The sequence below is a fragment of the Dictyobacter alpinus genome (genome assembly GCF_003967575.1).
Taxonomy (GTDB): domain Bacteria; phylum Chloroflexota; class Ktedonobacteria; order Ktedonobacterales; family Ktedonobacteraceae; genus Dictyobacter; species Dictyobacter alpinus.
This window is the reverse complement of sequence record NZ_BIFT01000001.1, coordinates 1,109,997-1,135,465: the sequence shown is the minus strand read 5'-3', so window position 1 is coordinate 1,135,465 and position 25,469 is coordinate 1,109,997. Positions and strand designations below refer to the sequence as shown.

General features: G+C 47.8%; 21 protein-coding genes and 1 tRNA gene. 12 read left to right on the top strand and 10 right to left on the bottom strand.

What is annotated here, in order from left to right; genetic code table 11:
• The first annotated feature begins 62 nt into the window (after positions 1 to 62).
• Together EL633_RS04490 and EL633_RS04485 are read left to right on the top strand one after the other, a co-directional pair.
• Positions 63 to 1,583 (top strand): DUF4388 domain-containing protein, encoded by a 1,521-nt coding sequence (locus EL633_RS04490; protein ID WP_161981940.1) that lies wholly within the window; start codon positions 63 to 65, stop codon positions 1,581 to 1,583.
• Between the two features lie 54 nt (positions 1,584 to 1,637).
• Entirely contained in the window at positions 1,638 to 2,723 is a 1,086-nt protein-coding gene (locus EL633_RS04485) for a sigma-54 interaction domain-containing protein (protein ID WP_126626042.1), read from the top strand.
• 54 nt (positions 2,724 to 2,777) lie between these two features.
• Here the strand turns inward: EL633_RS04485 and EL633_RS04480 are convergent, their stop codons facing one another.
• The 3 genes from EL633_RS04480 to EL633_RS04470 form a co-directional block, all read right to left on the bottom strand.
• Positions 2,778 to 4,007, bottom strand: coding sequence for a molybdopterin molybdotransferase MoeA (locus EL633_RS04480; protein ID WP_126626041.1), 1,230 nt, complete (start codon positions 4,005 to 4,007; stop codon positions 2,778 to 2,780).
• A 97-nt stretch (positions 4,008 to 4,104) separates the two neighbouring features.
• Positions 4,105 to 4,178 (bottom strand) — tRNA-Glu (locus EL633_RS04475).
• A gap of 158 nt (positions 4,179 to 4,336) precedes the next feature.
• Positions 4,337 to 4,753, bottom strand: a complete 417-nt coding sequence (locus EL633_RS04470) for a VOC family protein (protein ID WP_161981939.1) — start codon at positions 4,751 to 4,753, stop codon at positions 4,337 to 4,339.
• Between the two features lie 363 nt (positions 4,754 to 5,116).
• On the opposite strand from EL633_RS04470, the gene EL633_RS04465 reads away from it, so the two are divergent.
• The 5 genes from EL633_RS04465 to EL633_RS04445 all read left to right on the top strand — a co-directional run bounded on the left by EL633_RS04465 (position 5,117) and on the right by EL633_RS04445 (position 10,652).
• Positions 5,117 to 6,136 (top strand): DUF929 family protein, encoded by a 1,020-nt coding sequence (locus EL633_RS04465; protein WP_126626039.1) that lies wholly within the window; start codon positions 5,117 to 5,119, stop codon positions 6,134 to 6,136.
• A gap of 437 nt (positions 6,137 to 6,573) precedes the next feature.
• On the top strand, positions 6,574 to 7,266 hold the full coding sequence (locus EL633_RS04460) for a histidine phosphatase family protein (protein ID WP_161981938.1): 693 nt from the start codon (positions 6,574 to 6,576) through the stop codon (positions 7,264 to 7,266).
• 73 nt (positions 7,267 to 7,339) lie between these two features.
• Positions 7,340 to 8,176 carry a hypothetical protein gene (locus EL633_RS04455; RefSeq protein ID WP_126626037.1) on the top strand — a complete coding sequence of 279 codons (837 nt, stop codon included), beginning with the start codon at positions 7,340 to 7,342 and terminating at the stop codon, positions 8,174 to 8,176.
• A gap of 178 nt (positions 8,177 to 8,354) precedes the next feature.
• On the top strand, positions 8,355 to 9,578 hold the full coding sequence (locus tag EL633_RS04450) for a glycosyltransferase (RefSeq protein ID WP_161981937.1): 1,224 nt from the start codon (positions 8,355 to 8,357) through the stop codon (positions 9,576 to 9,578).
• Positions 9,579 to 10,370: 792 nt separating this feature from the next.
• Positions 10,371 to 10,652: a hypothetical protein gene (locus EL633_RS04445; RefSeq protein WP_126595032.1), complete on the top strand. Its 282-nt coding sequence runs from the start codon at positions 10,371 to 10,373 to the stop codon at positions 10,650 to 10,652.
• 132 nt (positions 10,653 to 10,784) lie between these two features.
• On the opposite strand, the gene EL633_RS04440 is transcribed toward EL633_RS04445, so the two are convergent.
• On the bottom strand, positions 10,785 to 11,219 hold the full coding sequence (locus tag EL633_RS04440; RefSeq protein WP_126626035.1) for a hypothetical protein: 435 nt from the start codon (positions 11,217 to 11,219) through the stop codon (positions 10,785 to 10,787).
• Between the two features lie 449 nt (positions 11,220 to 11,668).
• Here EL633_RS04440 and mnmA point away from each other — a divergent pair, with 449 nt between their 5' ends.
• Both mnmA and lepA read left to right on the top strand, forming a co-directional pair.
• Complete coding sequence (mnmA, locus tag EL633_RS04435) at positions 11,669 to 12,847, top strand: tRNA 2-thiouridine(34) synthase MnmA (RefSeq protein ID WP_126626034.1); 1,179 nt, start codon at positions 11,669 to 11,671, stop codon at positions 12,845 to 12,847.
• On the top strand, positions 12,844 to 14,652 hold the full coding sequence (gene lepA, locus EL633_RS04430; protein ID WP_126626033.1) for a translation elongation factor 4: 1,809 nt from the start codon (positions 12,844 to 12,846) through the stop codon (positions 14,650 to 14,652). The genes mnmA and lepA overlap by 4 nt, the downstream gene beginning before the upstream one ends.
• 833 nt (positions 14,653 to 15,485) lie before the next feature.
• On the opposite strand, the gene EL633_RS04425 is transcribed toward lepA, so the two are convergent.
• Together EL633_RS04425 and EL633_RS04420 are read right to left on the bottom strand one after the other, a co-directional pair.
• Positions 15,486 to 16,088 (bottom strand): DUF1003 domain-containing protein, encoded by a 603-nt coding sequence (locus tag EL633_RS04425; protein ID WP_126626032.1) that lies wholly within the window; start codon positions 16,086 to 16,088, stop codon positions 15,486 to 15,488.
• Between the two features lie 191 nt (positions 16,089 to 16,279).
• On the bottom strand, positions 16,280 to 16,993 hold the full coding sequence (locus EL633_RS04420; protein WP_161981936.1) for an SRPBCC family protein: 714 nt from the start codon (positions 16,991 to 16,993) through the stop codon (positions 16,280 to 16,282).
• Positions 16,994 to 17,785: 792 nt separating this feature from the next.
• Between EL633_RS04420 and EL633_RS04415 the strand changes: the two genes are divergently transcribed.
• Entirely contained in the window at positions 17,786 to 17,986 is a 201-nt protein-coding gene (locus EL633_RS04415; protein WP_126626030.1) for a hypothetical protein, read from the top strand.
• Between the two features lie 262 nt (positions 17,987 to 18,248).
• Here EL633_RS04415 and EL633_RS04410 read toward each other — a convergent pair whose 3' ends face one another.
• Positions 18,249 to 19,460, bottom strand: coding sequence for a tRNA dihydrouridine synthase (locus EL633_RS04410; RefSeq protein WP_161981935.1), 1,212 nt, complete (start codon positions 19,458 to 19,460; stop codon positions 18,249 to 18,251).
• A 575-nt stretch (positions 19,461 to 20,035) separates the two neighbouring features.
• On the opposite strand from EL633_RS04410, the gene EL633_RS04405 reads away from it, so the two are divergent.
• Positions 20,036 to 20,914 (top strand): CHRD domain-containing protein, encoded by an 879-nt coding sequence (locus EL633_RS04405; RefSeq protein WP_126626028.1) that lies wholly within the window; start codon positions 20,036 to 20,038, stop codon positions 20,912 to 20,914.
• Between the two features lie 70 nt (positions 20,915 to 20,984).
• On the opposite strand, the gene EL633_RS04400 is transcribed toward EL633_RS04405, so the two are convergent.
• Positions 20,985 to 21,617 carry a glucosaminidase domain-containing protein gene (locus EL633_RS04400; protein WP_126626027.1) on the bottom strand — a complete coding sequence of 211 codons (633 nt, stop codon included), beginning with the start codon at positions 21,615 to 21,617 and terminating at the stop codon, positions 20,985 to 20,987.
• A 215-nt stretch (positions 21,618 to 21,832) separates the two neighbouring features.
• Here EL633_RS04400 and EL633_RS04395 point away from each other — a divergent pair, with 215 nt between their 5' ends.
• Entirely contained in the window at positions 21,833 to 23,044 is a 1,212-nt protein-coding gene (locus EL633_RS04395; RefSeq protein WP_126626026.1) for an acyl-CoA dehydrogenase family protein, read from the top strand.
• A gap of 136 nt (positions 23,045 to 23,180) precedes the next feature.
• On the opposite strand, the gene EL633_RS04390 is transcribed toward EL633_RS04395, so the two are convergent.
• A complete protein-coding gene (locus tag EL633_RS04390; RefSeq protein ID WP_126626025.1) occupies positions 23,181 to 23,921 on the bottom strand; it encodes a hypothetical protein in 741 nt (246 codons plus the stop codon).
• Between the two features lie 409 nt (positions 23,922 to 24,330).
• Positions 24,331 to 25,467 (bottom strand): glycosyltransferase, encoded by a 1,137-nt coding sequence (locus EL633_RS04385; RefSeq protein WP_126626024.1) that lies wholly within the window; start codon positions 25,465 to 25,467, stop codon positions 24,331 to 24,333.
• Positions 25,468 to 25,469 lie beyond the last annotated feature (2 nt).

Here is a 25,469-nt window from a genome sequence, read left to right as displayed (position 1 = left end):
GAATGAAGCAGTTGGAAGCATAGCAAGATGAGAGTCGTTCTCTGGACGGACGGTGAAGTATTGTGTCACTGATAGGTACATTAGAGCAATTCAGTTTAGCCAATGTGTTACAACGCATTGAGCGACATGAGAAGACCGGCCTGCTAACAATTCGACAAGGCGCGCAATGGATTGAGTTCTATATCCGCGATGGTCGCCTATTGTGTGTGGGACCGCTCCGTACAAATGCAACACTTGGTGAGCGTCTTTTACAAGACGGCATTATTTCGCAAGCGACATTTCAGCAAGCTGCGCGTATCGTGACAGATCCTACACTTAGTGAGCCACAGGCTGCGCGCGTTTTGATGGAGCAACGTTATGTCAGCCGGGATGAATTACGATCCTGGACCATCAATAAAACCACTGATGTCTTTAAGGTCCTTCTGATCTGGAATACCGGTGAAATTTATTTTGATGAGCATAGGGATGCGCCGACTGATCGTCTGCTGGTTTCGATGTCTATCTCAGACTTGCTAGAATCCGCCACGGCTGCCAACGCGCGTACCGCATCCCAGCCAGTTACTACTCCAGCGGTCTATACATCTATTGCCTCTACCCCTGTCCTACCTGTACAACCTGTGCCCTCCTCTATGCAGCGTAACCCAAAGGTACAGGACAATTCACAGGTACCTATGACGCCGTTGACACCCTCCACACCATCGCCCGATGTGGCCAGGGTCCCAACTTTGATGAGTGCTTCGCAATTTTTGGATGATTCATCTTTTGCTGTATCATCCTTCGCAACCTCATTTCCATCCACCGAGTCGCTGGCTCCGGTATTTAAAGAAGAGCCACAGCCACCAGCAGTCGCTGATGTGGCGGAATACGCTGATATTTCTTCCGCCTTTGCTGATATTGCGCCATCGCAAACTGATTCCGGTTTTCCATCTTTATTTGGCGGGGGAGATGCAAATGAGCAGGGCGGTGCCCCGGCGTTCCAACCAGTGCCAGTTATGAATCCTGTGCCACCCAGGCGTATCGACACATCATTTATGCAGCCCGACATGGTCTTACTACCACAGGATCTTTCAGAGTATCGCGATGCAAATCCGCAGGTGCAATTGACCCCGGATCAATGGTGTGTGCTGGTGCGGGTAGATGGTCGCACTCCGCTTATAACTATCTGCCAGCAACTTGGTTCTGTGCCAGAGATTGTTTGTCCTATTGTCGGTGAATTGATCGCTGAAGGACTGATTATGGCTTCCTTGCCCAGTGAGAACTCGCCGGCGGAGCCCTCGCCTGTATCACGTGAACTGGCGGCTTCTGGCCTGGGTAATGGGTATGTTGCTCCTGGCTATGCTTCTACTCCGGCCTCACCCTGGTCGGCCTCAATGCCTGTCGTCCCAGGATCTGATGTTGCAGGACCTCGGGGAAGCAACAGTGTAGAGACCGAATCCCAGTGGGGAAATGGGGGCAATGGAGCGACTTTTGTGCCTGGAAGAGGATGGGTGACGACTCCACAGCCTATGCAGCCATTGCAATCAAGTGGTCCACTCTCTTATTCCCCACCCGGAAATTATGCGCCAGCCGGAAATGGATACTAGGCGGTCAGGTATCATATGTGAGCTAAATGATCCAGGTTATGTGGAGGGGTTGTAGTGTTACCAATAGAAAAGAGTCAGCTTGCCCATGCGGTGACGACACTGCCGTCAGATGATCCTATAGGGGGCATGCTGATTGGGCGCAGCCAGGCGCTCCTTAATGTGATCGCTGCGGCTCGTCAGATTGCTTCCCATCCAGGGTCCACCGTCCTGATTCAGGGCGAGAGCGGCACTGGGAAAGACGTGATTGCCCGTGCAATTCACGAATTAGGTCATGCGTCATCTCCTACTGGAGTGTTTGTCCCCATCAACTGTGCCGCGATTCCCGAGCCATTGTTAGAAACAGAACTTTTTGGTGTAGAGGCTGGCGCCTACACGGATGCTAAAGTCTCGCGCGATGGGCTTCTGACGCGTGCCCATCGAGGGACCCTCTTCCTGGATGAGATTGGTTCCATGCCATTGGTTTTGCAGTCAAAGTTACTGCGTTTCCTGGAGGCACGAAACTTCCGACGTGTTGGTGGTACTAAAGAACTGCATGTCGATCTGCGCATCATTTCCGCCACCAATATCGATTTGCAGTCTGCCGTTGCCATGAAAACGTTTCGTAATGACCTGTTTTATCGCCTCAGTGTATTCCCCATCCTGATGCCCCCGCTACGTGAGCGACGCGAGGATATTCCTCTGCTTGTTGCGCACTTCCTACAGCGTGAGGAGAAGCGTCGTGGCCTACCATTTCGTATCAGCGATGAGGCATTGGAGTTGTTGGTACGTCATACCTGGCCTGGAAATGTCCGGGAACTACAAAATGTCTTGGAACGCTGTAGTATTCTCTGTACTGATCAGATAATCCAGCCACTAGATATCCAGCGTGCCATGCCAGCAGCGCCAAATACTGCGCAGCAGGTCACTGAAATCCTACAAAAATTACAGTTTCCCGACAATGGCATTAACTTGCCGGCTCTACTTGGGACAATTGAACAGACCTTTATCCAGGAGGCACTCAAGCGCAGTGGCGGCAATCAAGTTCATGCCGCCCAGCTATTAGGATTATCTCGTGATAAACTGCGCTATCGTCTGGTTGATAAAGCCTCGCAGGTCCTTAGAGAAAGCACGGAGCCGCCGAAGCGTACGCTTATCCCTTGAGTATCGTTTTATATCCTGCCAGACTTAAGGTTGCCTGGCTGCTCAAGTTTTTTTTTATACGCGCGTATCCTCAGGCCAGTCGAGCATGATGGCTTTAAGGACTGTGCCCGGTGGCACTTCGGGACCGCCTTCTGGCACAATTACCAATGCATTAGCCTGTAAGAGCGAAGTCATCATATGTGACCCCTGATTGCCAGTGGTACGAGCTACAAAGCGACCCTCATGCCAGGTGACATATGCGCGCACATAATGTCGTCGCTGTGCTCGATCCTGAATACCGTCCTCTACTGTCACATCTACCTGTGGTTTAAGGACATAGGTATGGCCCTGAAGTTTGCGGATCACCGGCCGCGCAAACAGTTCAAAGGTGACAGCACTGGAGACAGGGTTGCCGGGTAAACCTACCAGAGGTACACCACCAATATGACCAAAGGCCACCGGCTTTCCTGGCCGCATATTGATACGCCAGAAATTGACCTGTCCCTGTTCCGCCATAATATCTTTCACCAGATCAAAGTCTCCTACCGAGACTCCGCCTGAAGTCAGAATGAGATCATAATTGGCCGCCTGGGCGAACTTCTCACGGAGACTTTCCACCGTATCACGGGCTACCCCCAGCCGCTCCGGTCGGGCTCCTGCCCGGCGAACTGCCGCCTCTAACAGATAGCTATTGCTATTACGAATCTTGCCTGGCGCCAGCGGTTGATCAATCTCAATCACCTCATCGCCAGTGCCAAGAATAGCTACGCGTGCCTGACGCACAACGGGTACCGTTGCCCAGCCCAGTGTCGCCAGAATACCAATCTCCCAGGCACCCAATTCAGCTCCACGCTGTAAGATCGTTTGGCCCCGGCGCATATCTTCTCCGGCAGGACGAATATTATTACCGGGCGTAACTTCATGGAGGATTTCAACCCAGGTGCTATCAGGACCATCATTGTGTGTTAGTTCTACCTGAATGATCGTATCGGCACCAGGAGGAACCGGCGCTCCTGTCATAATACGCATCGCAGTACCGGCTTCAACGGCGTGATCCGCGACATAGCCCGCGGCCACACCGCCTGTAACACGTAAGCGAGGAGGCTGTCCGTTATGAGCTTTACTATCTGTACTCTGTAATGCAAAGCCATCCATCGCGGAATTATCAAAAGGTGGAATATCCTCTTGCGCCACCACATCTTCAGCCAGGACAAGTCCTGACACCTCAGCAAGGGGAAGCTTGATGATTGGTAGGGCAGTAATGTCTGCCAGCATGCGTGAGAGTGCTTCTTCAACGCTAATCATAATTGAAACTTTCCTTATAATGCAGAGACATACATAACGCAGAAAAGCCTGGCTCACGTAAAATAATTAGGTGATGCCAGGCTTTTCTAAAATAGAGTACCTCGTACGGGATTCGAACCCGTGATCTCCGCCTTGAAAGGGCGATGTCCTAGGCCGCTAGACGAACGAGGCAGATCTTGTTGTCGCTTTTGCGTCAACGAAGAGAAGTATATCTTACTGCGGAGACTTTGTCAAGCATCAATTTAGCGGCTTTTAGCAGCAGATAAATAGTGCTCAATAAGTGCGATGTTCCCAAGCCAGCATATATTCTGATTCAGGAAGATTGGGATTTATACGTTGCGATAATCATCGAGGATGGTCGTTAGTTCTACATGGTTACCGGATGGATCCAATGTGAAGAAGCGAGGACGATGAGGAATGGGATCGGCCTCAATGATAGGATAGCCAGCCTGCTCTACCTTTTGTCGATAGACATCCAGATTATCAACTTCCAGACAGAAGTGACGGGATTCTTCAGCACCTTGCAAATGGGTATCGGGCACAAAATGGAGCTCCATCTCGCCATCCCCGGCATCGAACCAGACTAATCCTTTAGGAGCCAGGATCGCTGGTACTTCTTTTTCGCGGAACCCCAGCAAACCGCCATAGAATGCCCGAATCTGCTCCTGTGAACCATCCTTGATAGATAAAGACACATGTTGCAAACGCGGTAATCTGATTCCATTACGTTCATGTCTGGAGTGCATAGTATTTTCCTTCCCTGTACAATGAATTTTATTTTTCATCTGTGTCTGGTTGCCATCCTTGCGATGTTCACGATCGCACTCAATCGCAGCAAATAATTGCTCTGGATGGGATTTAAATAGTATTTGATTCTCAAGTATACCATATGGATTGTATTAGCTTGATTTGTTATGATAAAAGATAGAGACGACTGAAAAAAAAGTATGCGGATATTGCCCTGCTCCGCTAGAAGAATGGCGAAGAAATACTCGTGCTTGAAAGGCAGAAGCGATATTATAGCTAACCGTGTACAGCCTTAATTCTCTATGTTACAATACTTTGAAGCTTTCACCCTGATACAACCAATCTATTGAAGAGGTAGACATATGGCAAAAATGAAGCATACTACGTCGGCTGCGCAACGACGAGAGCAGGAGCGTTTGCGGCGCGAGCAGCGGAATCAAAATACAAAAAACCAGGCGCGCGGCGGCCGAAGAGTACAACGGCAGCGTTCATCCCGTAATACGTGGCTTTTAATTGGTGGTATTATCGTAGCATTGGTCTTAATTATAGCTGGCTTTATTTATTTTGGCGAACAACAAAAGGCGTCCGTGGTCAAAACAGCCACCCCTAATATATTCAAGTCGGTTACCACTGTATCACCCGATTTATTATCACGTGTAGGTACTGGAGGCCTGGAATCTACCATTAGCCCTATCCTCAAGCCGGTGAAAGGCGCGCCAGTCCTCAAAGGACCAAATGGCAAGCCACAGGTATTTTACATGGGTGGAGAGTTCTGCCCCTATTGTGCCGCGCAACGTTGGGCGATGACTATCGCCCTGAGTAAATTTGGGTCATTTGAAAAACCGCTCACTCCCATCGTCTCAAGTGAATCGAATGTGCCCACCTATTCATTCTATAAGTCATCCTATAAGAGTCAGTATCTGGACTTTGTACCGGTTGAAGTAAGCGACAACGGCAATCCTCCGCAGACGCTAGAAGCGCTGACAACTGAGCAGCAACAGCTAGTGAAAACGTATGACGCTCCGCCCTATACCAGTGCGCAGAGCGCCGGTAGTTTTCCTTTTATCAGTATCGGCAATCAATACGTTTCGGCTGGATCTTACTTTCCACCTACACTCCTGGTCGGGCATACTTATGATGACATCATCAACCAGATGAAAGATCCTACCTCCGACATCTCCCGTGGTATGCTTGGTTCAGCAAATTACATGATTGCCCAGATCTGTAAAATTACGAACAACCAGCCAGGCGATGTCTGTAACGCGGATCCTATCCCCTCCATTCAAGGTAAGTTACCCCGGGCCTCACTCCCAGTGGGTGGTAGCGCAATTGCTAGTGTAGGATTTTCCCAGGACGCCAACCGGCGTCGCTATGGTGCATAATAGCTATATAAGTATCGCGCATTGCGAATAACAGAAATGGATCACATTATCTGCGTGATCCATTTCTGTTATCCTGATACCATCAGGTATATCTCATAGGCAAAGTGTACATCGGACTTCAAATGTTTCTGTATAGGCAATAGCGCCAGTTGCACCGTGAATATCTTCGCTGATACAATGAGATACAATTACCTGGCCTGACTATATAGTGCATGCTATTCACAAGCATTGTATGGCACCTGAAGTGGATACGCGCAGCGTCAAAAGAAAAGATCGGAGATATGGAGCAGCTACAAGATCTTTTATACCAGTGGCTTGAGAGTATATACAGATGGCTATATCTAGGATGGGTTTGCTTGAGTGTGGGATGGCGCTTTATCTGCTGGCGTATGCGTCTCTGGCTGTCACCACAGTCTATAGAAAGTACACAAACACATATGAAACAAACGTTGCTGATTGTGCGACATGGACAAACCACATGGAATGTCGAACATCGCCTCCCAGGTCAACTGTCTGGTGTTTCACTCAATGAGGTAGGACATCAACAGGCGGCACGTCTGGGAGATGCTTTGCAGGTATTTCCAATTAGCGCGATTATCAGTAGTCCTTTAGAGCGAGCATATCATACCGCAGAATATCTGGCACAGGGAAGAAATATTGAGATCATGCAGGAGCCAGACCTGATGGACACCAATGTCGGCCCCTGGGCCGGTCAGGTGATTGATGAGCTTTCTAAAAACGATCCAAACTGGAAGGCCTATGTCAAAGATCCTACCGTTGCTCCTGAGGGTATCGAAACCTTTCCGCAAGTGCAGCAGAGAGTGGTAAATGCAGTGGAGCGCTGGTTAGCCCGAGATGATATTGGAGCCTATCCAACTTTTGTGGCCCATGCTGACGTCGTAAAATTGTTGGTAGCCCATTATGCTAGATTGCAACCTGCTCAGGCTGGCGTGCTCTCAATTGATAACGCCTCGGTAAGTCTGGTCGAAATCTCCAAAGATAAGCAACAGGATGTGCATCCGCACGTACTTGCCATTGGGTGGAGTCCAAAACCGAGCTGGTTAAAGGCTCCTGAACCTGCAAAGCCTGCTCCGACCGACGCGCAAGAGGCCGGCGAACAAAAAATGTAATGTCGTGTGTGTCGTGCTATGTAGTGCGAAACTTCTAGCGTGAGTTCGACTGTGTCTGGAAGGGAAGCTAAACATGTTTGATCCCCGTGACCCCTATGAGCGTTATTACTGGCATTACGAATCACGGCGACCGCTATCGGTGGCCGAAATTATTGCCTTACAGAGTGTTGACGCTGAGACCGCTGGCCTGGTCTGGTTATTACTTGAACATCGTGTCTCCTTAACTGTAGCAGGTCCGACCGATCCGCAACCTGGCGTTGGTAAAACAACCACGCTCAATGCATTGCTACAATTTTTGCCTGAAGAGACGGCCCTGGCTTATATGTCAGGTATGTATGAAAATTTTTCTTTTACGCGCCTGCCAGATATTAATCCTGATACTACTTATGCGCTGTGTAATGAGGTCAGCGACCATCTACCTATCTATATGTGGGGAAGGATTGCCCGGCGTTATTTGATGTTACCTGGACAGGGCTATCACGTGGCGACCAGTGTGCATGCTGATACCATTGATGATGTAATGCATATGTATCAACATGATCTACGGCTTGCGCCAGAGCATATTAGACGCTTAGGATTAATTATTAATATCGGTCTGGCTGGCAGAAGCTATCCCGCCCGCCGCCGCTGGTTCAGTACCCATTTCATCCAACCACATGTCGATCCCGAACGGCCTGATAGTATTGTGCCAGTTCCTTTATCTCTCTGGAACTCATTTGATGATACTTTCGAACACGCCGATGAATCCCTCCTCAATGATCTGGCTGGCTGGATCGGTATGGATACCCAGGAGTTTCATCAGGCTTTGGCCCGACGTATTGCCTGTATGCAAGAAGTCTCACAGGGATCAGGAGTAGATATGCAAGGGATGTTTGACGCTATAACTGAAATGCACGAAAAAGAATCATAAGTCCCCTTTAAATGCTGAGCGGAATAGTTATTGTGTCAGAATATGTTTACACTTATGAGTAAAAATAAGGAGGGAGCAGCCATGCTTCTAAATCAGCAATATGCTAGCGAAGGGCGCTGGCCACGAATCTGCAATAGTTAGTTGCACCAGACAATCGAAGAATAGGAGTCACTCTCACATGTCGTATGCTATTGCCATGCTTAGCATTCATACGTCGCCGCTGGATAATCCAGGGCGTACCAAAGATGCAGGCGGCATGAATGTTTATATGCGCGAACTTACTCGGGAACTTGCCGCACAAAATGTGCACATTGATATCTTCACCCGCCGAACCCAGGAAACTACTCCCACCATTGTACATCTTCATCCGAATGTACGGGTCATCCATATCAAAGCCGGTCCCGTTGCCGCTATCCATAAAAACGAACTTTACCAATACACCCCCACCTTTGCCAGACATATCGAAGAATTTCGGCGGCGTGAAGATATCCGTTATGATGCGATTCATAGCCACTACTGGCTCTCAGGAGTGGCGGCTATGCGCCTGGCCTGCTTCTGGAGCGTGCCACATATTATTATGTTTCATACCCTGGGCCGGCTCAAACAACTGGCCAATCCCTCAGAATCTGAGCCTCCATTGAGATTGGAGATGGAGCAGCGCCTGATCCATCACGCGGATCGTATTATTGCCGCCACCGCTGATGAGCGTACGCATATGATGCGTTACTGTGGTGCTACCAGTCAGCAGATTGATGTCATTCCCTGTGGTGTTGACCTCAGACTTTTTGAACCCTATAACAAACAACTGGCGCGACGCAGCATCGGTCTTCAGTCCGACCGCCCGGTCCTGTTATTCGCGGGCCGGCTCGATCCATTTAAGGGTCCCGATCAACTCCTGCGGGCCGCAGCTTTAATGCAAGAAGATGCGCAGATTGTGATTGTTGGAGGTACGCTGACCGACGATCAGGATCTACAAAAGCTGCAATCCCTGGCGCGTGAACTGCAGATAGAGTCACGTGTTCACTTTATGGGTGCCCGGGCACGTGAGGAGATGCCACTATTTTATAGTGCCGCCGATGTAACCGTGGTTCCTTCTTATCATGAAACTTTTGGCCTCTCAGCCGTAGAATCCCTGGCCTGTGGTACACCTGTCGTTGCGACCCGCGCTGGCGGCCTCATGACGGTGGTGCGTCATGGTGAAACAGGATTTCTGGTGCCACGTTGTCCAGGTTTCTTTGCCGAGCGTCTGGATATGCTACTGCGTGATGATCAGTTACGAGCGCGTCTGAGCGCTGCCGCACGTCCATCCATTCAGCAGTTTGACTGGCGTTATGTCGCTCAGCAGGTTGAAGCCGTCTATGACGAGTTAATCAGCCTTGGCCAGTGTCTGGTTGCCTTATAAGCCAGCTCGATCAAAATCGTAAAAGTGGTCCAGCCCTCTAATTCAAGCAAAAATGCAATAAGATATTGCCCTATTGTCGTACTTTTTGTAGAAAATAACAACTACATTTATACGCTAATATGCATCAATTGCAATGAGAATGTTTTGTAATGAAGAGAATACAGTTAATTTTCAGCCTTGATGATATACAATGAATCGCTTTGATATATTCAACAATTTAAATGCAATGTCATTGCAAAACAAATTCGTCAGTTCGAGGGTGGACTTTCTCCTATCTCTATGGTATAATCAACTGCAAGAGCAAATGACATTCACGATTTAAACGTTCGCCTGGTGCAAAAAGCACATCTGGGCGTACAGTTGATTATGTCTGAATTACGATTCAGGCGAGGGTGGAATGCTTATGTGTGAAGTCTCAATAGAAGCGCGAGCCAATCATCGCCGCTTGATGATGGTCACGACCGAGGTTGATCCACAGAGCAATGCTGGCCTGAACCCATAAATTCGCACTAGGGAAGAGAGAGTTCCCTGGTGCTTTTTTCATTACAGAGACCTTTGCTAAGCACCTGGGTTTCGTGTACTCATCGATCATTCTTTTTAGTTGACAGTCTGCTGCTTAGTAAAGTCGCGACTGATGCGATGAGAGTGTATATTTGAGTAATGGAAGGAGGACAGTGAAGTTTTTTTCGCTTAAATTGGGGCGACGACAACGTATGTTACGCTCCCCCCGGAGCTAAAAATATAGTGCATGTGGCTACGGAGTGGTTGCTAGAATTGAAGGAGTGTGCGATCATGAATTCAAGTATGATCAATAAGATTGCAAAAGCCAAACGCTATGCAGAAGAGCCCGAGCGCATTCAGTTCACAAGTTTCGAAGCAAAATTCCAGGGTGAAAATGATGTTCATACCACCCGCTATGATGACGGCGAATGGCAGTGCACCTGCCGTTTCTTCCATGACTGGGGTGATTGCTGTCATACAATGGCCATGCAGCGTGTGCTAGGTGTAACAATTCCTGAGGCGCATCGTCACGGAGTGCTCTCTGGTTTAGGCACCGGCCCGCTCTCACACTGATCTGGGATTCACAGTAATTTATGGTTTTCTGGTAGTTGCCCATTACCAAAAAAGATGAGAGGCACTGTTCATAATAGAATGCAGTGCCTCATCTTTTTTTTATTGAACAGATATTTGCTGGTCGTCTGGACCTTAGACAAGCACGAAATAAAGTACAACGATGGCTGTAGTCATGATCGTTGCCAGGATCGCGATAGTGATCAGGTCACGGCGCACATAAGCAAAATGTTCAGCCGTCACCATAGCCGTCCCGGACCGTTGTTTTGCCCGGCGGGCAGCCTGGTTACGTTCGGCCAACCGCGCGGAAGCACTCTTTGGGGCCGAGGTCTCTACAGGCTTACTCACTAGCGACTCAGGCTCCAGCACACGGGTTGAGGCAACTGGATTGGATGCACTGTTTCTGGTTTTTTTTGAGGTTGTAGGGATTGTAGGCTCGCTATTTTTTACGGGTTCAGACTGTTGTGGCTTAGGAACCTCATTCTCGGCGCCTTCTGGACGAACCAGTTCAAACCCTTTTTGTCTCTGATACTGCGCCCCGCCGCGCGCAGCTGCTGATTTCTTTGGCATGGTGGTTTTTTACTCCCTTGCTCGCTTGCCGGGTTAAATAATACAGCATGGCGAGCGACTGTGGTTCTTGTTATAAACGCTTGGCTCATCGTTCAGACGTGCGCTCTTGCCATTTCAAGGTGATATAGCACCTGCAATATCTCACGTAGCACATTGTTGCTATTATACACAGTATGTCTCCTGCTTGACAAGCCTGAGCAGTACATCAGGTAAGGCATCTTGAAAGTGTTCGCACATCTCGATGGAGCGGCATCGTTGAGCTCGTGTGTATTTGACAAGCAATCCTGGCTGTGCTACTCTTACTGTTGGCAAGAAAGGGCAAAACATATTCATTACCCAGATCGCACAACAAAGATTCATAAGACTAGCCCCCACGAGGCTAGTCCTTTTTTCTACATACACCTATTATTACCTTACACACTAGTAACAAATAAGCAGGAATTTATAACATGGCACGAATAGTCGTCGCAATGAGCGGCGGCGTAGATAGCTCGGTCGCCGCTGCGCTCCTCAAAGAACAAGGCCACGAGGTGATCGGTATCATGCTCCGTCTCTGGTCTGAACCTGGTGTTATTGAAGCTGAAGATGATGGCATTGAGCGTGTCGCGCAAAACAAATGCTGCTCAATCGAATCGGTAGACGACGCCAGGCGCGTGGCCCGTATGCTTGATATTCCTTTTTATCTGGTAAATGTTGAAGAAGAATTCAAAGAAAAGATTGTTGATTCCTTCTATGATGATTATGTAGAAGGGCGTACTCCCAATCCTTGTTTGAACTGCAACCGCCATATCCGCTTTACGGTTTTGTTGAACCGCGCGCTGGCCTTGAATGCCGATTATCTGGCGACGGGCCATTATGTGCGTGTCGATGACCATCCCGTAACCGGGAAGCGTCGTTTACGGCGTGCCGTTGATCCAGATAAAGACCAATCCTATGTGCTGCATGTTTTAAATCAGCACCAGCTTTCTCACGCCTGTTTTCCTCTGGGTGGTTATACGAAGTCAGAGGTACGAGCTATGGCTGCGGAACGTGGCATGATGGTGGCAACCAAGGCTGAGAGCCAGGAGATTTGTTTTGTCGCGCAAAATGATTATCGTGGTTTTATCGATCGTTACGCTACCGCCAGACAAGAGCAGAAAGAAGCCGTCGGTGTTGGCGTTGCAGTAGCTCCGAAGCCAAATACTGGTTTGATTTCTATTCCTAAACCAGGACCAATCCTGGATCAACAGGGTAATACCCTTGGCCGACATCGTGGTCTGGCATACTATACAATTGGACAACGCAAAGGACTGGGTATTACATCCCGTGATCCTCTACATGTTCTGAAGCTTGATGCTGCTAATAATGCACTCGTGGTAGGGCCAGCCCGCGCGCTGGAAAAGTCAGAGTTCGTTGTTGGCAAAATGCATTATCTAAACGGTGAGACACCGACCGAGCCATTTGAGGCGTTGGTACGGGTTCGCTATAAGGCTCCTGAGCAGCCAGCACTGGTCACTCCCCTTGAGGGTGATCGTGTGCGTGTCACCTTGTTACAGCCACAGCGGGCCATCACACCAGGACAAGCCGCCGTCTTCTATGGCGGGGAGGATGGTGCGGAGGTGTTGTGTGGGGGGATTATTGCAGAATGACGGACCAGTCACATATCAGGAATTTTTGTATCATTGCCCATATCGATCATGGCAAGTCAACCCTTGCTGATCGTTTGCTAGAGTTTACCGGCACGGTCTCTAAACGTGACATGCAGGCGCAGACCCTCGACCAGATGGACCTGGAACGTGAGAAGGGAATCACGATTAAGTCACAGGCTGTACGCATGCGCTATCAGGCTTTAAATGGTGAAGAGTATGAGTTGAATCTCATTGATACTCCAGGGCACGTGGACTTTACCTATGAAGTTTCACGTAGTCTTGCCGCCTGTGAAGGGGCTCTGCTGGTTATTGATTCGACTCAGGGTGTTGAGGCTCAAACTCTGGCCAATCTGTATCTTGCCCTGGAGGCCGATCTCACCATTATACCGGTTATCAATAAAATCGATCTACCCAGTGCCGAGCCCGAGCGGGTCAAGCAAGAGGTTGAAGATGTGATCGGGCTACCTAAAGAGGAGTGCATTCTGGCTTCTGCCAAAGAAGGTATTGGTACCCAGGAGATCCTCGAGGCGATTGTCAGCCGTGTGCCAGCCCCCATCGGAAAAGAAGAGAGTCCGTTACGGGCATTGGTCTTTGACTCGCATTATGATGCGTACAAAGGCGTTATCGCCTATGTCCGTGTTATCGATGGTAAACTGTTTGAAGGCGAGCGTCTTTCTATGATGGCTGCTGGCAGTTCAGCCGATATTTTGGAAGTGGGCTGTTTTCATCCCAAAATGGTCTCGACCAAAACATTGACTACTGGCGAAGTTGGCTATATTGCCACCGGTTTTAAAAATGTCAAGGACTGTCAGGTGGGTGATACCGTTACCGTACCTGGCGCTCTGGCGACTGTTGAGCCATTACCAGGTTATCAGCCAGCCAAACCAATGGTCTTTGCTGGACTCTATCCCGTAGATAGCAATGATTATCCTGAGTTGCGTGAGGCATTGGATCGTTTGAAGTTGAATGATGCAGCCCTTTATTATGAGCCCGAGACCTCTAACGCACTGGGGTTTGGTTTTCGTTGTGGCTTCCTTGGCCTGCTACACATGGAGATTATCCAGGAGCGATTAGAGCGTGAGTATAATCTGGATATTCTAGCTACTGCTCCCAGCGTAGAATATCATGTGACTAAAGTTGGTGGTGAAATTATCGAGGTGTCTAATCCCTCTGACATGCCAAACTTTGGTGAGATCGAGCAGATTGAAGAACCGCATATGGACATCTCAATCTTCACGCCTTCGCGCTATATTGGAACCATCATGGAACTTGTGACGGCCAAGCGCGGTATCTATAAAGAGCTGAAATATATTGAGGCCGAGCGCGTCTTGATGACCTATGAGATTCCATTGGCTGAGCTGATTATTGACTTCTATGATCAGCTTAAATCGCGTACGCAAGGATATGCATCTTTGGACTACAGCTTTGGCTCTTACCGAGCCTCGGATCTGGTCAAAATGGATATTCTGGTTAACGCGATCCCGGTTGATGCCCTGTCCTTAATTCTCCACCGTGAAAGTGCCTATTATCAGGGTAGAGCTCTCGTTGAGAAATTACGGAGCCTGATTCCTCGCCAGCTTTTTGATGTGCCTATCCAGGCCGCGATCGGCTCGCGTGTTATTGCCCGCGAAACCGTCAAAGCCATGCGTAAAGACGTGCTGGCAAAATGTTATGGTGGTGATATTTCGCGTAAGCGCAAACTCCTGGAGAAGCAGAAAGAAGGTAAGAAGCGCATGAAGATGGTTGGGAGTGTTGAAATTCCTCAGGAAGCCTTCATGGCCGTCCTTTCGCTTGGAAAAGAGTAAGCAGCATCTATCGCAAAAGGGCTGGCACCTGTTGATCTATGTTTTCAGGAAGCCAGCCCTCTTATTCTATCGAGCACGGTTATTTCAGATAGTGTTTGATACGCATGAAATCCATGCTTCGCTGAGCGTTGTTTTTGCGCCTATGGCGTTCTAACGGTTTTCTGTGTGGTGTCAAAAAGTGTTCGGAGAACACTTTTTGACACCACACAGAAAAGAAGCACGGGTCCTTCAGGGCCCGAGTGTGGCTGGCTGCACGCTCCACCATAAGAGTAGGAAACAACGCTTATTCAGACATAAAAAGAGAGCTGGATAATCACGGTTATCCAGCTCATCTGTGTCTCTTTTTGTTTCACAACTCCCGATTTATACGTCAACCGAGTACTACTATTCTACTAAGTACATCACTGAATATAACAGTGATATTCCTCTGTCGACATCCGTCTCTCCCGGACGTTTAAAGTGCGTCATGACTTGTACGGGCTATTGAGCCTTACAAAATACGGGGTGTCAGATGCTCAGAGGTATCGGTTGGCCCGTATCTACGGGCGTTCCTAGTCAATTTGAAATACTACCCCTAGAACATGAATTGGTTTCTTCATGGTTCTTATAAGATCAATGGAAGTCATAAGATCTCCTTTCAGGGTTGCTTATGCAAGGACCAGGCCTTGTGCCAGGGTCTTTTTGTTTCCCTGGTGTATTCCATCCGTTTGGAATAGTTATACGATACCATCTCAAATTTAAAAAGTCAAGGCTCCTGCACGGCACTAATATGGGAGATGCATAGTGAGAGGTGCATATCTCTATACGTATAGAATTTTCCTGCTGAAAACTGCTTAAAAAGGTGCTTGATCCTCTCTGACCACATTTTCATAATTTTGCTGAAAGGTGGAAAGCACTTGAGCTGGATCTGCGCTCTCCTGCATGATATTTGCCTGAGGATCATGGCGATTCTGTACATTGGGTATGTCGCGGCGTAACTCTTCAATGAGCTCAATCACCTTACTGACTTTGCGATCAATCAGGAGTGAAAGTTCCAGATCTAGATGTGTACGCTGATCATCAAGTCTGGCCTGACGATTCTGGGTAATCAAGACAGCGGTTGTTGTCAGGAGCGCAATAAAGCCGATAACTCCCTGTAGATCTGAGAAGGGTGGTGGGTCCAGACGTTGCCAGCCGAAGAGGGCACCAATAATATTATAGAGCACCCAGAGGAGCACGATAATGATAATTGCATACAATGTGTAGGGACGTCCCAGCAGATTGTAGGTGATACGTTCAACGAATTGTTGATGCCTGCTGGTCTCTCGCTCTTCTGAAAGGCGAATAGAGACAAGTGCCTCGATGTCTTTTTCGACAATATCCAGCAGTTTAGTTAGCTCTACATCCTTTTGTTGCGCATCTGATGCGAGCTTTTCGCGTGGGTGTTTAGGCTTCATAAAGTTTTTAGGTGGTCCTTTTCCTTTTATCCAGTGGGTGGGTCTGCGAATATTTGTCAATTATATCATTATGAGTGATACAATTTATACTGTATGCAGTAGGAAAGAAGAGCCGCCGCGTTCCTGGTGGGATCGTGGTGGCTCTTCTTGAGTGCTAGTAAAATGAAGGTCTTTTACCTGGACCGCTTGTACTAGTAGTTGTTACGATCTGTGCTGGTGCGTGGATTTTCATCGGGCGTAATCGTCGATGGCTCGACTGGAATCGCGCCTGTGTCGATATCATTCGCGGCCAGACGATCATTGGTAGTACCAGTGATATCGCGATCCATTTTTGGCATACCAGTGCTGGTACGATCATAATTATTATCGCCCTGCATGGTCTCATTTTGACGGCTTGTGGTCTGACCCTTGCTGGCAGCGCTATCTTCATGGAACAGGTAGTTTGAAGAGTTAGGATCGAGAGCGCCAGCGGGAGCCTCGTTCACCATCTGAGCAAAATGATTAAGATCGTGCTCCAGTGCAGTCTGGAAGCGGCTACCAGCACCTAGCTTCTCACCTGCATCTCCCAGTACACCAGCCGGTGGATTATAGCTGATCGACACATGGACGGTAGTCTGGTCGTCGGATGTTGGTGTGAACGTAACACTCCCGAAATTTTCCAGACCATTCGTTGAACGCCAGCCGATCTGCTGATCTTCTCTCCAATCATCATTGACTGCATCCCACTCATGGCGACCAACGACATCAGCTACCCAATGGCTTGACTGCTCATCGTGGTAAGTCACCTCTTTGATGAAGCTCATGAATTTTGGAAAGTCATTGAAATGGGTAAACAGGGAATATACCTGATGTACCGGAGCATTAACGAGGACTTCTGCCTGGTGGGTTGAATAGTTATTCTGCATTATATGTTCTTCCTTTACTGTTGTCTCCGACACAAGTGCCCAGAGAGTAAAACAAGTATTAAGCATTTAATCATGTGTTACTTATTTTTCGCATCCCTTTTTTATACGGTTCTTATTTCGAGGTAGCTTCAACATGTTCCATTTCATAGAAAACGTAGTCATGATATTTCCAGAGCAGTCGAATAGATTTTTTTCTGGCAGAAAAAGGCCAAATGGAGCTTTTTCTCAAGACAAATAGCCATGATTTTTTGCGCACATTTCGCGATAAATGAAATTATACCAGTGTATTTTCATCTCGATTTTTGGTTGTTCTTCGTTATATTCTGCTGTGTTAGAGGTGATGTGGTTAAGATAAAGATAAGCTGGAGCAATGGAGTAAGCACAGAGGTACCTCTTTGTTGTGTTGTCGAGAAAACCCTGGTATTATGCTGATTGTGAGCACAATAGATACGACAAAAGCGAAAATCCAAATTATAATCTAAATTGATACTGAAATTACACGAACAAATGGTGGGTAGATAGAAAGTATAGCAATTCTGTAATGACAATATCATATATTGCCAGGGCAAGTCAGGACATATCCCCGTATAAGCTGCTGTTTGCGTCTAGTGTAATATAAACGTAGAGCTAGAGGAAGAAACTCAATCGCGTGCTCATCAGTGTAACCAATGAGCACGTGCTTACGTAGTAAAAGATAGTACGGAGAGCGCGTTTATACTTGGTGAGACACTGTTTACATAGATCGTCCCATTGGTAGTCGCTGAATTCTATGCTTCGGAGAGGTAACAAGTAATGTCAATTGGAACCTTGGAAAACAACTTGAGCCGCGCTCTAGAACTTCTGGGTGGCTCTATTGATCCCGAGATAGTCGAAACTTATCCATCGCTGGAGGCACGTATTTTAGCACAAGCACTGGAGAATGTCGAGATTGCTGAGCAACGCTTACGAGCGATCCAGAAACTAGTTGGTGAGCTCGAAGGAGTTCTGGTCTAACCTTACGCAAGGCATTTTTTAGCTGACATAGAAGCCACTGTTGCCGACATATCCCTTCTCCGAAGTTGGTGAAGTCCGTGGGATATGCATCTGTCTCATCTCGATACTGCAATGACTCTTTTCGTGCGTCAAAAGAGTCATGATGTGGCTTACTCAAAATAGGTAGCGAAAAAAAGCCTGGTGGTCAGAAAAAAGAAAAGGACGAGTGTTTACTCAACGGATAAACGCTCGACCTTTTCTTTTTTGGGGTATTATCTATAGGTTACGCGGAGCAACTAAGATCTAATGAGGAATCATGCACCTCAATAGCTGGCATGTTGTCCTCTACTTCGTAGCGAGTAGGCTCCGGCTCGTCGAGAGCACGCTGAATAATCTCCTCAACTTCTGACAGACTATTCATACGTACCAGTTCATTACGGATACGTTTCGCGCCAACAAAATGGCCCAGATACCAGCCCATGTGTTTGCGCAACTCCACATAGTGGTCCTGCCCTTTAATTTTCGCATGGGTACGTGCATGCTCGAGTGCCATTAATAGCCGTTCCTCACGGGTTGGTTCCACATCCGGTAGATTTTCAGGGGTTGGTATGATACCATCTCTCAGTATCTGCCTGAGTAGCTCCTTATTTTTGAAGAGCCAGGGATTGCCAAAGGTTGCCCGTCCGATCAAGACGCCATTAACGCCGGTCGTCCGAATACGTTCGGCAGCCTGATACAGACTGTGGATATCACCATTGCCCAGAATCAATGTATCAGTTTTATGGACCACTTCGGCGGCTTCCGCGATGGCATCCCAGTTGGCTTCGCCTTTATAGTGTTGTACCAGAGTCCGACCATGAAGTGAGATTACGGCAGGCTCAAGCTCTAATAGTTCCTGCATCCAATCCTTAACCACAATTGAATCATAGCCAAGCCGTGTTTTTACCGAGACTGGTATCAGGCGACGCTCGTAACGTATAGGGTCACCCCAGATACGTGCTCGATCTTCATTCATCTGTTGAATCTGGCGAATACGATGGGGATCCATCTCTAAATCTTCCAGCGTCTGGCCATTTGCCCAATCGTGTACACCCTGCTGACAGGCACGCACAATAGCTTTGGCCGTTTCAGGCAGGCGAATCAGTGCCGCGCCCCCGCCTTTATTTGCCACCGCACTGGCTGGACAGCCCATATTGATATCCAGGCCATCAAAACCGAGCTCACAGACCACATGCGCGGCCTTATAAAAGTACTCGGGACGGCACCCAAAAATCTGTGCCACGACAGGTCGTTCAGCGGGCGTATACAGAAAATCGCGGAAGATGCGATCACTGCCTCGCCACAGCCCTTCAACATTGGTAAACTCAGTGAGGATCACGTCAGGACGGCCATGGATGCCATGCATCGTACGACATGGAGCATCAGTGACGCCATCCATTGGTGCCAGGCCAATAATTGGTTGTGTTAAATTATTCCAGAAAGATGTCTGCTTCATTGTTTTTTGTCTACTTCTGCGGCGCATAAATGCCTATTGAACAAGGCGCCATGATCTTCTCTACAATTTTTGCTTATTACCGTGTCCCTCTATGATACATGTTTTTATGGCCCATGGTCAACATCACCATCACCCCCTCTGGGCTATTTTACTTTCAAGTAGAAGTCGTGTGGAGGCTATGAACCTGACGATATTTTGGAGACAGGGTGTGCCAGTGGAGCGGCCGCGGCCGCTCCACCGGCACACCCTGTCTCTCCCAATCTGGCGACGCAGGCGCCAAAATAGTTTTCTCACTCCCTGACAACTATAGCCAGGATTTTATGGCTATCCCCAGTGAGAATCACAATCATGAAAAAAGTGTAAGGATTCAGCGAAATATGCGGTAAAGTAGCTATACAATAGTGTTTTTGTGCTCACCCTCTCTCCTCATTCTTACTCATACCCAAACCAGACTATATATTGTAGCGTTTCTTTTTAATGGGTAGACATCCATATTCAAAACATTAAATTTGCCAGTGTAATGGCATAGAACTATAATAAAGGCGTGGGGATAGAAATGTGGGAAAGGAGTCAAAATGCTTACAAAAAAAATTGCTAAGCGAAATTTTATCCACTTTGCCTTACTGCTGGGAGCAGTGCTATTACTTCTTACAGCCTGTGATTCAGGGAATGGCGGCTCAAACGGATCGGTTGCCCCGGCCCCGACCAGTTCAACTGTCAATTCGGCCAGCGCGATTATTCGGCACAGCCCATCTGGGACGGTAGAACTGATGTGGGATCATACGTCCCATGTTTTGACGGTTCATATGGCGCTGACGGGTTTAACACCCAAAAGTAGCCATCCGGCACATATTAACGCAGGAAGTTGTAAAAGCAACGGCAAATTAGTCTATGACCTCTCTGCCGTCAAATCTACGCAAATTGGTTTTGCGGACGTGATCACCAAAATCAAAGATGTTTCGGAAGGTATTCCCGAGACAGGTTGGTATGTGGATGTAAATAATGGACCAGGTATGAACGGTGCTGATCAGTCGATGGCTATTACCTGTGCCAATGTCTTTAATCCATCTGCCTCTACCAAGGCATCGCAAAATGTTCAGGCTACTCTGGCCAATGCATTTGCACCCAATCAGGCGACTAGTGGTGACGCACAGCTTTCTGTCAAAGACAACAAATTGACCATTGAGCTCAACGTGAAGGGCCTGGCCCCCAATTCAAAGCACATGGTTCATTTGCATAGTGGTAGTTGCGCCAGTCAGGGACCGGTCAAATACGATCTCAAAAACGTAGTGGCTAACGCCTCGGGTGATGGAACCTCCACAACCGTCATTCCGAACATCGGCTCTATTCCACGTAACGGCTGGTATGTCAATATTCATCTTGGATCATCAGATTTGAAGACCCAGACCTCTTATGATCCTTTTGCCTGTGGCGACATTACCTCGTTGCGTTAATCCTGATCGACACATGGTATCTGAAAGGCATCGGCATCGCCAGCAAGCGATGCCGATGCCTTTCTTGCCGTCAGGATATCTGGATATCTCCACTGCGCCAGCGGTCAACCATATATTTAATCGCACTGATATACTGCTGCTCGTTATTATTATCTTCATTGGGTGCATAGACTGGAATGATCTGATCGACGGTATGCAGACCCCAATCACGAATATATTGTTGCGAAATCAGCTTGTACCAATCCTCAAAGCCTTCTTCCCAATTGGCGTATTGACGATACCCATGATAGTTTGCATAGCCTGTAGTGGCCCTAATATTTCCAAGGGAATGGGTTACGGATGCCACCCCCTGTGTGCCCATCCGACTTTCTTGCATAAAAAAGGCCAGTGCATAGGCCGGATCAATACCATATTTCACACCATCGTCATAAAGTACCTGGCCTTTTCCTTTAGCGGGGGAGTCATAGTGTTCCAATACCTGATCAATAAAATTAGCATTGATCGATGGAGCGCCGGCGAGGTTATAGGGACCTGATGTATCAGATTTTGTATGTGACATAGACATAATTATGCTAATAAGGCCAATCGCGATTGCCAGACTGGCAAGTAAAACGATTGAAAGATTCACATGAGAGGCGATAGTAGCTTGTGGTCTTCTTCGGCGATAAGATGTTCGATAGGTCCTTCTTCTTACCTTTGGCATTTAGTATATTCCTTAAAAACCTGATTTATCATGGCTTGTCGTGCATATATTTTATACTACGAGAAGCCGAATACAAAGTTTTAGCTCTGGTATGAATGGATGCAGGCAAGCGCACATCGAGATTGTAAGCTATAATAAAAGTGCTCATAAGATACTCAATGTGGAGTAGTATCATGTGTAGAGATACATCTCTTTTAGCGAGAGGATAAAAAGATATGACTGAAACTTCCCGTAAAACTCCCACACATGGATCTTCTCAGGCGCAGTTGCCTGCGGCCACAGATTTATACCGGCTGGATACACTGCTGTCAGAAGAAGAGCGCATGGTGCGTGATACCGTACAAAAATTTGTTCGTGAGCGCGTTCTGCCTGTGATTGGTGAGCATTTTGAAGCGGGTACGTTTCCGCGTGAATTGGTACCGGAGATGGCTGAACTGGGATTGCTGGGGATGCATCTGGATGGCTATGGATGCGCTGGCCTGAGCGCGGTCTGTTATGGTCTGGCCTGTCAGGAACTTGAGGCTGGCGATAGCGGCATACGCTCTTTTGTTTCTGTTCAGGGATCGCTGGCCATGTTTCCTATTTTTGCCTTTGGGTCTGAAGCACAAAAGCAGCGCTGGTTGCCAGCGATGGCTCAAGGTGAAGTCATTGGTTGCTTTGGTCTCACGGAACCCGATGTCGGTAGTGACGCGGCTAATATGCGGACAACGGCACGCCGGGATGGCACAAGCTATGTTCTCAATGGCACAAAAATGTGGATTACCAACGGAGGTATCGCGGATATCGCGATTGTCTGGGCCAGGACTGAAGATGGTGTACGTGGCTTTATTATTGAGCGCGGTACACCTGGTTTCTCGACCAGTAATATTCATCGCAAGCTCTCGCTAAGAGCCTCTGTAACTTCTGAGCTGCATTTTGATGATTGTCATATACCCGCTGAGAATATGTTACCAGAGGTACGGGGCATGCGCGGTCCGCTCTCCTGTTTGAATGAAGCTCGTTATGGCATCGCCTGGGGAGCTACCGGAGCTGCCCGTGCCTGCTATGAGACCTCTCTTGAGTACGCTAAGACACGTGAACAGTTTCAACGACCAATTGCCCGCTTTCAGCTTGTACAGCAAAAGCTGGTTGGCATGGCGACCGAGCTGGTTAAATCCCAACTGCTAGCACTGCAACTGGGCAGACTTAAGGATCAAGGCCAGCTCCATCCTGTCCAGATCTCAGTTGCCAAGCGTAACAATGTTCGTGAAGCCTTAAAGACGGCCCGTGAAGCACGCTCTATTCTGGGTGCCAATGGCATTACTCTGGAATATCCCATTATCCGCCATATGAATAATCTGGAGTCAGTTTTTACGTACGAAGGAACTGATGACATTCACACCTTGATTATTGGTCAGGCCATTACAGGAGAAAGTGCTTTTTCTTGATCGTGGATAATCTTCCCAGGCTTTAGTTTATCCCGCTAGACAAAAGGCCAGGCAAGATCGCTACGTAATGGCGATCTTGCCTGGCTTCAGACCGTTAGAAAAAATAATGTAACAGCAATGCTGTTCAGAGTCAGTATTATTTACTACAAGCCGGTACAGGCTGTGCGGGACCCATGTTATTGCTATATTCAGTGATTTTCCAACTCCCATCATCCTGATCTTTTTGTAGAGTGATCTGCAGCTTATAAGCAATATCCCTGGCGTTTTTTGTGCGCTTGATGTTGTAGGAGTAACTCTGGTTATTGTCCTGATTTTTCGCGCTATCAGCTATCTCCGAATAATCTTTCACCGGACCATAACAGGCATCCAATACCCCTGCCTGCTTGGCAAATTGATCCTCAGACATCCGAATGGTGATTGCTGGCCCTAGATCTTTATAGGCCTGTGGATAGTCTTTCGTATTGAGCGCGCTCAGAAAATCGGTTGCTGTCACGCTGGGGTTTGCACTGACATTGATGCCAGTAGCTAAAAAGTAGCCAACCGTACAGGCGATAATTGCCAATGCTATCAGGATACCTGTGAACATCAAGATGCGGCTACGAAACTTTTTGGGTTGAGGCTGTTGATGGCTTGGGCGTGGTACGCGTGGCACCTCTGGTGGGGTCTCAACGCGTGACATCCCGGGAGGACGGCGTGGAATCGCCCGGTGTTCACTCGTTTTTTGTGAGATCACCTGCTGAATGGCCTGATGTTTGCTGGTTCCTTCATTCGGATTGCGCATAATCGCACGTTGTTTACTGGTCCCATTAAGTGGGGGAGGTCCTTGAGGTGGTAGGCGTTCGAATGCTCCACTCTCCTGGTCTTCTCGTCCTTGCATGCTTGTCCTCCTCATAAGTCGTGACGTTCTGCTATGGTGTGGTTACATGTTAGCGGCTGCAATGTGCTAAGAAAAGACACATATTGCCCGGGCTACCCATGTTTGTCTGTCTTTATGTTTTTTTGAAATATCTGTGCAAGTTTTTACATGGAAAATAAGTGGAGTAAATCTATCTTTTTTATAGTTTACCCGCTTATCCAATAAGCCTGTTTTACTATAAAGGCTTCAATTTCCACTGTCAACAAGTTGTACTTAGGTGCTAGGAATTGGGTAATTAGAAAGCCTGGTAGAGCTACATTTTTTATAAAAAGCTCTACCAGGCTTTAATATCAGGGGCATACATACTATTGCTGATGATGGTCCTTTGTCTGGGAAAGGGGAGGACATAGCACCTCTAATTTCCCAGATTTTAAAGGACACTATCATTGGTGGGCAACGGTAAAGCTGGTTTTTTGCCCTCATTCATCTTGGCTTCAATGAATTGTAAGATCCGGCGACTGAAGCGAGATGTATCAAAGTCAAGTGCATGGTTATAGATGACATGTGGATCAAAGTGCCGCTCGTCAAATGACGCCAGCGCATCCATCAGGCTCTCCACTGTTTGTTGCTGGAAGAAGATACCTGTTACACCATCAATAACTGATGCCAGGGCTCCACCGGCCCCATAGGCGATAATTGGCCGACCACAGGCCTGCGCCTCTAATGGCGTGATGCCAAAATCCTCTTCACCTGGGAAAAGGAAGGCTCGGCAGTGTTTAAAATAATAGATAACCTCTTCATCGGAAAGGCGACCCATAAAGCGAATGGTTGGTCCTGCTATTTTCTTCAAGCGTTCTTCATCCCTGCCTGTGCCAATAATTATCAATGGCAATTGCAGGCGATTGCAAGCCTCGATTGCCAGGTCCAGCCGTTTATAAGGGACCAGCCTACTGAGGGCAAGAAAATAATCACCTGGTACAATATCAGGCTCAAATGGAAAACGGCTAGCTTCAACTGGTGGTGGAATATAAGCAGCCTCACGCCGATAATATTTGCGAATACGTTCCGCGATCACTGGTGAATTAGCGATAAAGTGATCTACACGCATCGCACTTGTTTGATCCCAGATACGCAGACCAGTCATCATAAACGGCAGTATCCCACGTGCCACCTTTCCCAGTTGTTCACGTTCCACATATTCTTCATAGTTCCAACACCAGCGCATTGGGGTATGACAATAGCAGATATGCATTGTTTCAGGACGTGTAATGACCCCTTTACCAAAAGCGCTGGAACTACTCAACACAAGATCATAGCCGCGCAGATCCAGATTCTCCATCGCAAATGGATAGAGAGGTAAGAATGGTTGATGATGTTTGGTAACAAATGGCAATTTTTGCATAAAAGATGTACGAATATCCATCTTTTGGAATGCAGGATCCACACGCTGTGGATCATAGATTGATGTATAGATGGGAGCATCAGGAAAAATCTCATGAAAGGCCATCACGACACGCTCGGCTCCGCCCATTTGATTCAAATAGTCATGTACTAATGCAACTTTCATTT

Coding starts and splice junctions, on each gene's coding strand:
- EL633_RS04395 (WP_126626026.1), top strand. CDS start 21,833: ATGACTGAAACTTCCCGTAAAACTCCCACACATGGATCTTCTCAGGCG.
- EL633_RS04385 (WP_126626024.1), bottom strand. CDS start 25,467: ATGAAAGTTGCATTAGTACATGACTATTTGAATCAAATGGGCGGAGCC.
- EL633_RS04480 (WP_126626041.1), bottom strand. CDS start 4,007: ATGATTAGCGTTGAAGAAGCACTCTCACGCATGCTGGCAGACATTACT.
- lepA (WP_126626033.1), top strand. CDS start 12,844: ATGACGGACCAGTCACATATCAGGAATTTTTGTATCATTGCCCATATC.
- EL633_RS04470 (WP_161981939.1), bottom strand. CDS start 4,753: ATGCACTCCAGACATGAACGTAATGGAATCAGATTACCGCGTTTGCAA.
- EL633_RS04410 (WP_161981935.1), bottom strand. CDS start 19,460: ATGAAGCAGACATCTTTCTGGAATAATTTAACACAACCAATTATTGGC.
- EL633_RS04460 (WP_161981938.1), top strand. CDS start 6,574: ATGAAACAAACGTTGCTGATTGTGCGACATGGACAAACCACATGGAAT.
- EL633_RS04405 (WP_126626028.1), top strand. CDS start 20,036: ATGCTTACAAAAAAAATTGCTAAGCGAAATTTTATCCACTTTGCCTTA.
- EL633_RS04450 (WP_161981937.1), top strand. CDS start 8,355: ATGTCGTATGCTATTGCCATGCTTAGCATTCATACGTCGCCGCTGGAT.
- EL633_RS04465 (WP_126626039.1), top strand. CDS start 5,117: ATGGCAAAAATGAAGCATACTACGTCGGCTGCGCAACGACGAGAGCAG.
- EL633_RS04415 (WP_126626030.1), top strand. CDS start 17,786: ATGTCAATTGGAACCTTGGAAAACAACTTGAGCCGCGCTCTAGAACTT.
- EL633_RS04445 (WP_126595032.1), top strand. CDS start 10,371: ATGAATTCAAGTATGATCAATAAGATTGCAAAAGCCAAACGCTATGCA.
- EL633_RS04455 (WP_126626037.1), top strand. CDS start 7,340: ATGTTTGATCCCCGTGACCCCTATGAGCGTTATTACTGGCATTACGAA.
- EL633_RS04390 (WP_126626025.1), bottom strand. CDS start 23,921: ATGCAAGGACGAGAAGACCAGGAGAGTGGAGCATTCGAACGCCTACCA.
- EL633_RS04425 (WP_126626032.1), bottom strand. CDS start 16,088: ATGAAGCCTAAACACCCACGCGAAAAGCTCGCATCAGATGCGCAACAA.
- EL633_RS04420 (WP_161981936.1), bottom strand. CDS start 16,993: ATGCAGAATAACTATTCAACCCACCAGGCAGAAGTCCTCGTTAATGCT.
- EL633_RS04440 (WP_126626035.1), bottom strand. CDS start 11,219: ATGCCAAAGAAATCAGCAGCTGCGCGCGGCGGGGCGCAGTATCAGAGA.
- EL633_RS04400 (WP_126626027.1), bottom strand. CDS start 21,617: ATGCCAAAGGTAAGAAGAAGGACCTATCGAACATCTTATCGCCGAAGA.
- mnmA (WP_126626034.1), top strand. CDS start 11,669: ATGGCACGAATAGTCGTCGCAATGAGCGGCGGCGTAGATAGCTCGGTC.